The 6,925-nt window shown below is 71.3% G+C and carries 6 protein-coding genes; 5 read left to right on the forward strand and 1 reads right to left on the reverse strand.

Annotated features, from left to right (window positions below; all coding sequences use genetic code 11):
- Window positions 1-169: 169 nt before the first annotated feature.
- Genes ACFYPN_RS03105 through ACFYPN_RS03115 form a run of 3 tightly spaced genes read left to right on the forward strand, consistent with a single transcriptional unit; the run spans window position 170 to window position 2,848 of the window.
- Entirely contained in the window at window positions 170-1,078 is a 909-nt protein-coding gene (locus ACFYPN_RS03105; RefSeq protein ID WP_358762905.1) for a sterol desaturase family protein, read from the forward strand.
- The gene (locus ACFYPN_RS03110) at window positions 1,075-1,785 is read left to right on the forward strand and encodes a lysoplasmalogenase (protein ID WP_389296548.1); all 711 of its coding nucleotides are present in this window, start codon (window positions 1,075-1,077) and stop codon (window positions 1,783-1,785) included. The genes ACFYPN_RS03105 and ACFYPN_RS03110 overlap by 4 nt, the downstream gene beginning before the upstream one ends.
- Before the next feature lie 19 nt (window positions 1,786-1,804).
- Window positions 1,805-2,848 carry a zinc-dependent alcohol dehydrogenase family protein gene (locus tag ACFYPN_RS03115; protein ID WP_389296549.1) on the forward strand — a complete coding sequence of 348 codons (1,044 nt, stop codon included), beginning with the start codon at window positions 1,805-1,807 and terminating at the stop codon, window positions 2,846-2,848.
- Between the two features lie 89 nt (window positions 2,849-2,937).
- Here the strand turns inward: ACFYPN_RS03115 and ACFYPN_RS03120 are convergent, their stop codons facing one another.
- Complete coding sequence (locus ACFYPN_RS03120; RefSeq protein WP_389296550.1) at window positions 2,938-4,461, reverse strand: S8 family serine peptidase; 1,524 nt, start codon at window positions 4,459-4,461, stop codon at window positions 2,938-2,940.
- 303 nt (window positions 4,462-4,764) lie between these two features.
- Between ACFYPN_RS03120 and ACFYPN_RS03125 the strand changes: the two genes are divergently transcribed.
- Both ACFYPN_RS03125 and ACFYPN_RS03130 read left to right on the forward strand, forming a co-directional pair.
- A complete protein-coding gene (locus tag ACFYPN_RS03125) occupies window positions 4,765-5,130 on the forward strand; it encodes a DUF485 domain-containing protein (protein WP_389296551.1) in 366 nt (121 codons plus the stop codon).
- A complete protein-coding gene (locus ACFYPN_RS03130) occupies window positions 5,127-6,767 on the forward strand; it encodes a cation acetate symporter (protein ID WP_358762896.1) in 1,641 nt (546 codons plus the stop codon). Before ACFYPN_RS03125 ends, ACFYPN_RS03130 begins: the two co-directional genes overlap by 4 nt.
- The last annotated feature ends 158 nt before the right edge of the window (window positions 6,768-6,925 follow it).

A 6,925-nucleotide genomic window follows, 5' to 3' on the forward strand; every position in this document is an offset into this window, starting at 1 on the left:
GTGAGCCGCGCCGACGGGGCCCGTGTCGGCGCGGGCTGGCCGACGGTGGAACTCGCGTCGGCGGGCTCGCGTTGGTGGAACTCACCAAACAACAGGGGTGGTCGATCCCGCTTACTTGGTGGTAACCACGTCTGTTCCGCCACCCTCCGGCGGCCCTACGGTTCCTCGCATGGAGCCGAACCTGCCCGATGTCGTGCTGTGGTCCCTCCCGGCCTTCGTCCTGCTCACCGTCGTCGAGATCATCAGCTACCGCTTCCATCCGGACGAGGACGCCGCCGGGTACGACACCAGGGACGCGGCGACCAGCGTGACCATGGGGCTCGGTTCGCTCGGCTTCGACCTGCTGTGGAAGATCCCGATCCTGGCCGTCTACACGGCGCTGTACGAACTCACCCCGCTCCGGGTCCCCGTGCTGTGGTGGACGGTCCTGCTGATGCTGCTCGCCCAGGACTTCCTCTACTACTGGTCCCACCGCGGCCACCACGTCGTCCGCGTCCTGTGGGCCTGCCACGTGGTCCACCACTCCAGCCGCAGGTTCAACCTCACCACCGCACTGCGCCAGCCCTGGACCTCGGCGACCGTCTGGCCGTTCTACCTGCCGATGGTCGCCTGCGGGGTGCACCCGGCCGCGCTCGCCTTCTGCCAGTCGGCCAACCTCGTCTACCAGTTCTGGGTACACACCGAACGCGTCGGGAAACTGCCCCGCCCCTTCGAGTACGTCCTCAACACCCCCTCGCACCACCGGGTGCACCACGCCTCCCAGGGCGGCTACCTGGACCGGAACTTCGGCGGCATCCTGATCCTCTGGGACCGGCTCTTCGGGTCGTTCACCGAGGAGAGGGAACGGCCCGTCTACGGCCTCACCAAGAACATCGCCACCCACAACCCGCTGCGCGTCGCCACCCACGAGTACGCGGCGATCGCCCGGGACGTCCGGGCGGCGACCAGCTGGAGCGAGCGCGCCGGACGCGTCTTCCGGGGCCCCGGCTGGCGGCCCGCCGAAGCCACCCGTACCGCCGGCGCAGGCGCGACAGCCCCCGCCCCGCAGCACCCTCCGGTCACCGGGACCGCCGGATGACCGGCGGCGCGGGACCCGGTCGGACGGGTGGGCCACCCCACGGGCGGGCCGCCCGGACCGCCCCCCTCCTGCTCGCCGGCTACCTCGTCCTCTCGGCGGTCGACCTGGGCGGGCTGCTCGCCGGGGCGGACACCGCCCACCTCCTCGCCAAGCCGCTGCTGATGCCCGTGCTCGTCGCGTACGCCGCCGTCCGGGGCGCGCCCCGGTGGCTGATCGCCGCGCTGCTCTTCGGGTGGGGCGGCGACGTGGCCCTGATGGTGGACCACGGCACCGCCTTCCTCCTCGGCATGGGCTCCTTCGCCGTCGGACACCTCTGCTACCTCCGGCTCTTCGGCCGGGCGCGTGCCTCCCTGATCGCGGGCGGGGCCTACGCGGTAGCGCTCTGCGCCGTCCTGGTGGCGATGTGGGGCGACCTGCCGGCCGCCATGCGCCTGCCGATGACCGGGTACAGCCTGCTGCTCGCCACCATGGCGTGGCGCTCCGGCGTCCTCGGCCGGTACGCGGCCGCCGGCGGGGCGCTCTTCCTGCTCTCCGACACACTGATCGCCACCGGGGTCGCCGACTGGCCCCAGCCACCCGCCCACGACTTCCTCGTCATGCTCACCTATCTCGCCGCCCAGCTCCTGCTCACCACCGGAGCGCTGGGCCGGGGTGTCCGGCCGTCCACGGTGACCGGGGCGTACCGTGGAACGGTTGAAACCGCCTGAAATCAGCGAGGACCCCCCCATGCGCGCCACCGTCATCCACGCCCCGCACGACATCCGGGTGGAGGACGTACCGGACCCGGTCGTCCAGCAGCCCACCGACGCGGTGGTGCGGGTGCTGCGCGCCTGCATCTGCGGCAGCGACCTGTGGGCCTACCGCGGCGAGTCGGCGCGCAAGCCCGGACAGCGCATCGGTCACGAGTTCCTCGGCATCGTGGAGCAGGTCGGCTCCGACGTCGCCGGGTTCCGTTCCGGCGACCTCGTCGTCGCCCCGTTCGTCTGGTCGGACGGCACCTGCGCCTACTGCGCCGACGGCCTCCACACCTCCTGCCCGCAGGGCGGGTTCTGGGGTTCCGAGGGCTCCGACGGCGGCCAGGGCGAGGCCGTCCGGGTCCCTTTCGCCGACGGCACCCTCGTCAAGCTCCCCGCCGAGGCCGCCTCGGACGACCGGCTGCTCACCGCGCTGCTGGCCCTCTCCGACGTGCTGGGCACCGGTCACCACGCGGCCGTGGGCGCCGGGGTGAAGCCCGGGTCCACCGTCGCGGTCGTCGGTGACGGCGCGGTCGGCCTCTGCGGCGTCCTCGCCGCCAAGCGCCTCGGCGCCGACCGGATCATCGCGCTGGGCCGTCACACCGCCCGTACCGACATAGCCCGCGCCTTCGGCGCCACGGACGTCGTCGCGGCGCGGGGCGAGGAAGCGGTGGCCGCCGTGCGCGAGCTGACCGGCGGCGCCGGCGCGCACAGCGTCATCGAGGCGGTCGGCACCGAGCAGTCCATGCGGACCGCCTTCGGGATCGCCCGCGACGGCGGAGCGGTCGGTTACGTCGGCGTCCCGCACGGCAGCGGCACCGGCCTGGACCTCGGCGACATGTTCAGCCGCAACGTCGCCCTGCGCGGCGGGGTCGCCCCGGTGCGCGCGTACATCCCCGAGCTGCTCCCCGACGTACTGGACGGCACCATCGACCCGTCGCCCGTCTTCGACCTGGCGGTCGGGCTCGACGAGGTGCCCGCCGGGTACGAGGCGATGGACGAGCGCACCGCGCTGAAGGTCCTCGTCAAGCCGTAGGCGGCGCCGGAGGAACGCCGGGGAGGGACCGGGGCACGTGCGCCCCGGTCCCTCTTCATGTCATGTACGAGCGCGGCGAGCGGCGGGTGTCAGTAGCGGACCGCGTCGAGCGCGTCCACGTTCCCGGCTCCGTAGAAGCCGTTGTACGCCTTGCCGCCCTCGCAGACGGCGTCGACGGTGCCGTCGCTGTCGATGTCGTACGGCGCTCCGCACGCGGTGGCGTCCGCCTCCACGGCCAGCAGCGCCTTCACCGCCGCCGGCGAGGCGTGCGGGTGCTTCGACTTGATCAGGGCCACGACGCCCACCACGTGCGGGGTCGCCATCGAGGTGCCGGCCTTGTAGGTGTAGCCGCCGCCCACCGTCGTGGAGAGGATGCGGCCGTTGGTCGCCGGGGCCTCGGGCGCCTGGTAGATCGTGGAGTCGCCGCCGGGGCCGGCGATGTCGATCACGCCGTAACCGTAGTTCGAGTAGGACGCCTTGAGGCCCTTCGCCCCCGTCGCGGAGACGGTCACCACGCCCGGCAGCATCGACGGGATGTCGAGGCAGGTGCGCGGGTCGATGACACGGTCCTCGGTGACGGTGTCGTTGGGGCTCGTCGAGTCCTCGATGGAGTCGGCGGCCAGGTCGTGGCCGGAGTTGCCGGCCGCCGCGACGTTCACGACACCCTTGCGCTCGGCATAACGGGTGGCCCGGCCGAGCGCCTCGACCAGGGCGCCCTGGTCGGGGTCGTTCTTGCAGTTGTAGAGCCACGGGTCGGTGTAGTAGCTGTTGTTCGTCACGTCGACACCGTGCTCGGCGGCCCAGACGAAGCCGCAGACGACGGCCTCCGTGTAGAAGAACCCGTCCGGGGTCGCGACCTTGATCCCGGCGACCTTGACGCCCGGGGCGACGCCCACCACGCCTATGCCGTTCCTCGCGGCGGCGATGGTGCCGGCGACGTGGGTGCCGTGGTCGCTCTCGCCCGGGTTGGGGCGCCAGGACCCCGGCGTGGTGTCGGGCGCGCCGGAGACGCAGTTGGCGGAGGCCGCCGCGTCGAAGTTGGGTGCCAGGTCCGGGTGGGTGTCGTCGACGCCCGTGTCGATCACGGCGGCCGTGACGCTCCGGCTGCCGAGCGTGATCTGCTGCGCCTTGTCCGCCTTGATGGCGGGCAGGGCCCACTCCAGTGGCTCCAGGGGGTCCTGGGAGGGGCTCGCGTCCGCGGCCGCGCCGGCCGCCTCCGCCGCCGTGAGCGGCTGCGCCGCCGCACCGACGTCGGTGGTCGCCTGCGGGACGATCGGGTTGGTGCGGGTGGCCCCCGCCGATTCGACGCCGCGCACCGTGCGGACGGTCTCCGCGAACGCCGGGTTCTGCGAGTGGACGACGAGGACGCCGATCTGCTCGTACGCGACGACGATCGTGCCGCCGGCCTTCGCGATGGCCTGCTTGACCTGCTCGACGGTCCGGTGGCTGCCTTCGGTGTTCACGACGTAACTGAGCTCCGGTCCGTCCAGCGACACGGCCGGGGCCGAAGCGGCCGAGGCGGTGGCGGCCGGGACGAAACCGAGGGAAGCGGTGAGCGCGAGTCCTACGGGCAGCGCGAGAGCACGTACGCGCCTGGATGCCAGATGAGCCATGGGTTCTCCACATCATCCGTATCAGCCGGCCGGACACCTTGCGTGTCTGGTCGGGTACATGACCAGTGAAGTTAGCGTCGATCATCGCCACGCATCAATGAATTGAGGCAAACGAGTTCGAAGGGTGATCTCGGAGGGCCGTTCGGGGTGTCATCCCGCCGTCCCGGCGGCCGAAAGAGGCGGTGAACCGCTTCGTCGCGCCGCACGTGCCGTTGTCAGGGGAGTCGCACGACCGATCCAGTGAGGTTCCCCATGAGACCGATCACATCCCCCATCACCGCACCCGCGTCGCGAGGAGAATCCGTGGCTACCGATGCACCGCCGCCCGAGGGCGGTACGGACACCAGTCCGGCCCAGCACACCACCGAGGCATACCTCGAGGTGCAGGGAAGCGCGGAATTCGCCGAACTGCGCCGGTCGCACCGGTCGTTCGCCTTCCCGCTGACCGTCGCCTTCGTCACCTGGTACCTGCTCTACGTCCTGCTCTGCAACTACGCGGGCGGATTCATGGGCACCAAGATCGCCGGCAACATCAACGTCGCGCTCGTCCTCGGGCTCGCCCAGTTCGTCACGACCTTCCTCATCGCGTGGCTCTACTCCCGCCACGCCGCCACCAAGCTCGACCCGAAGGCCGCAGCCATCAAGTCCCGTATGGAGGCCGACGCATGAGCGCCGCCCAGGTCGCGCACCCCGCCGTCCAGCTCGCCGCCGAAGGCGCGAGCGACCACCGGACGCTGATCATCACCCTCTTCGCGGTCTTCGTCGTCGCGACCCTCTGCATCACCGTCTGGGCCGGCCGCCAGACCAAGAGCGCCGCCGACTTCTACGCCGGCGGACGCCAGTTCACCGGTTTCCAGAACGGACTCGCCGTCTCCGGCGACTACATGTCCGCCGCGTCCTTCCTCGGCATCGCCGGAGCCATCGCGCTCTTCGGCTACGACGGCTTCCTCTACTCCATCGGCTTCCTCGTCGCCTGGCTCGTCGCCCTGCTCCTGGTCGCCGAACCCCTGCGCAACTCCGGCCGCTACACGATGGGCGACGTCCTCGCCTACCGCATGCGCCAGCGCCCCGTACGGACCGCGGCGGGCGTCTCCACCATCGTCGTCTCGATCTTCTACCTGCTCGCCCAGATGGCCGGCGCCGGTGTGCTCGTCTCGCTGCTGCTCGGCATCACCAGCGACGGCGGGAAGATCGCCATCGTCGCCCTGGTCGGCCTGCTCATGATCGTCTACGTCACCATCGGCGGCATGAAGGGCACCACCTGGGTGCAGATGGTCAAGGCCGTCCTGCTCATCGCGGGCACCCTGCTCATCACCTTCCTGATCCTGCTGAAGTTCCACTTCAACATCTCCGACCTGCTGGGCACCGCCGCCACCAACAGCGGCAAGGGCTCCGCCTTCCTGGAGCCCGGCCTCAAGTACGGCGCCACCGGCACCTCGAAGCTCGACTTCCTCTCGCTCGGCATCGCCCTCGTCCTCGGCACCGCCGGACTGCCGCACATCCTGATCCGCTTCTACACCGTGCCCACCGCGAAGGCGGCCCGTAAGTCCGTCAACTGGGCCATCGGCATCATCGGGGCCTTCTACCTGATGACCATCGTGCTCGGCTTCGGTGCCGCCGCTCTCCTCAAGCCGGACGACATCATCGCCTCCAACAAGGCGGGGAACACGGCGGCCCCGCTGGCCGCCCTGGAAATCGGCGGCGGCTCCGGCTCCACCGGCGGCGCCGTCCTGCTCGCGGTGATCTCCGCCGTTGCCTTCGCGACCATCCTCGCCGTGGTCGCCGGACTCACCCTGGCGTCCTCGTCGTCCTTCGCCCACGACATCTACGCCAACGTCATCCGCAAGGGGAAGGCGACGGAGAAGGAAGAGGTCCGCGCCGCCAAGTGGGCCACCGTCGCCATCGGCATCGTCTCCATCGGCCTCGGCGCCATGGCCCGCGACCTCAACGTGGCGGGCCTCGTCGCCCTGGCCTTCGCCGTCGCCGCGTCCGCCAACCTGCCGACGATCCTCTACAGCCTCTTCTGGAAGCGGTTCACCACCCAGGGAGCCCTCTGGTCCATCTACGGCGGGCTCGCCTCCTCCGTCCTGCTGGTGCTCTTCTCCCCGGTCGTCTCCTCCAAGCCGTCCTCCATGTTCCCGGACGTCGACTTCGCCTGGTTCCCGCTGGAGAACCCCGGCCTGATCTCCATCCCGCTCGGCTTCCTGCTCGGCTTCATCGGCTCCCTGCTCTCCAAGGAGGAGCCCGACAAGGGCAAGTACGCGGAGCTGGAGGTCAAGTCCCTCACCGGTGTCGCCGCGCACTGAACGCAGTGGTTCACCGAAGCTTGGTGATTCGGCACGCCCGACCGCGCCGGGGGGGGGGGGGGGGGCGGCCCGCCCCCCCCCCCCCCGGGGCGGGGGCCCCCCCCCCGGGCCCCCGGGGCCCCGCACCCCGGGGCACCGGGAAGGGAAGAGGCGGGGCC

This window comes from Streptomyces sp. NPDC005576 (assembly GCF_042871745.1).
GTDB lineage: Bacteria > Actinomycetota > Actinomycetes > Streptomycetales > Streptomycetaceae > Streptomyces.

Coding starts and splice junctions, on each gene's coding strand:
- ACFYPN_RS03105 (WP_358762905.1), top strand. CDS start 170: ATGGAGCCGAACCTGCCCGATGTCGTGCTGTGGTCCCTCCCGGCCTTC.
- ACFYPN_RS03110 (WP_389296548.1), top strand. CDS start 1,075: ATGACCGGCGGCGCGGGACCCGGTCGGACGGGTGGGCCACCCCACGGG.
- ACFYPN_RS03115 (WP_389296549.1), top strand. CDS start 1,805: ATGCGCGCCACCGTCATCCACGCCCCGCACGACATCCGGGTGGAGGAC.
- ACFYPN_RS03120 (WP_389296550.1), bottom strand. CDS start 4,461: ATGGCTCATCTGGCATCCAGGCGCGTACGTGCTCTCGCGCTGCCCGTA.
- ACFYPN_RS03130 (WP_358762896.1), top strand. CDS start 5,127: ATGAGCGCCGCCCAGGTCGCGCACCCCGCCGTCCAGCTCGCCGCCGAA.